This is a genomic window from Streptomyces exfoliatus (assembly GCF_000725545.1).
In the GTDB taxonomy this organism is placed as follows: Bacteria; Actinomycetota; Actinomycetes; order Streptomycetales; family Streptomycetaceae; genus Streptomyces; species Streptomyces exfoliatus.
In genome coordinates this window covers 1-232 of record NZ_JNZP01000118.1, presented here as the reverse complement: position 1 = coordinate 232, position 232 = coordinate 1, and the positions used below count along the sequence as shown (strand labels likewise).

The window sequence follows — 232 nt, the reverse complement described above, 5'->3', positions numbered from 1 at the left end:
GGCCCCTCCACGCGTTCCCGAGAGAGGTGCAAATGACAGCAGACGACTCGTACGGCCGTCTCGACGACGACGACTACCCCGCCTTCACGATGGGCCGGGCCGCCGAAATGCTCGGCACGAGCCAGAGCTTCCTCCGTGCCATCGGCGAAGCCCGCCTGATCACCCCGCTGCGCTCGGAGGGCGGCCACCGCCGCTACTCCCGCTACCAGCTGCGCATCGCCGCCCGCGCCCG

1 protein-coding gene is annotated in these 232 nt (G+C 71.1%); it reads left to right on the top strand.

The window, feature by feature from the left end; genetic code table 11:
* Positions 1-32: 32 nt before the first annotated feature.
* Positions 33-232: MerR family DNA-binding transcriptional regulator (locus IO20_RS0134375; RefSeq protein WP_030554239.1), on the top strand; the 200-nt coding region annotated here is incomplete at its 3' end.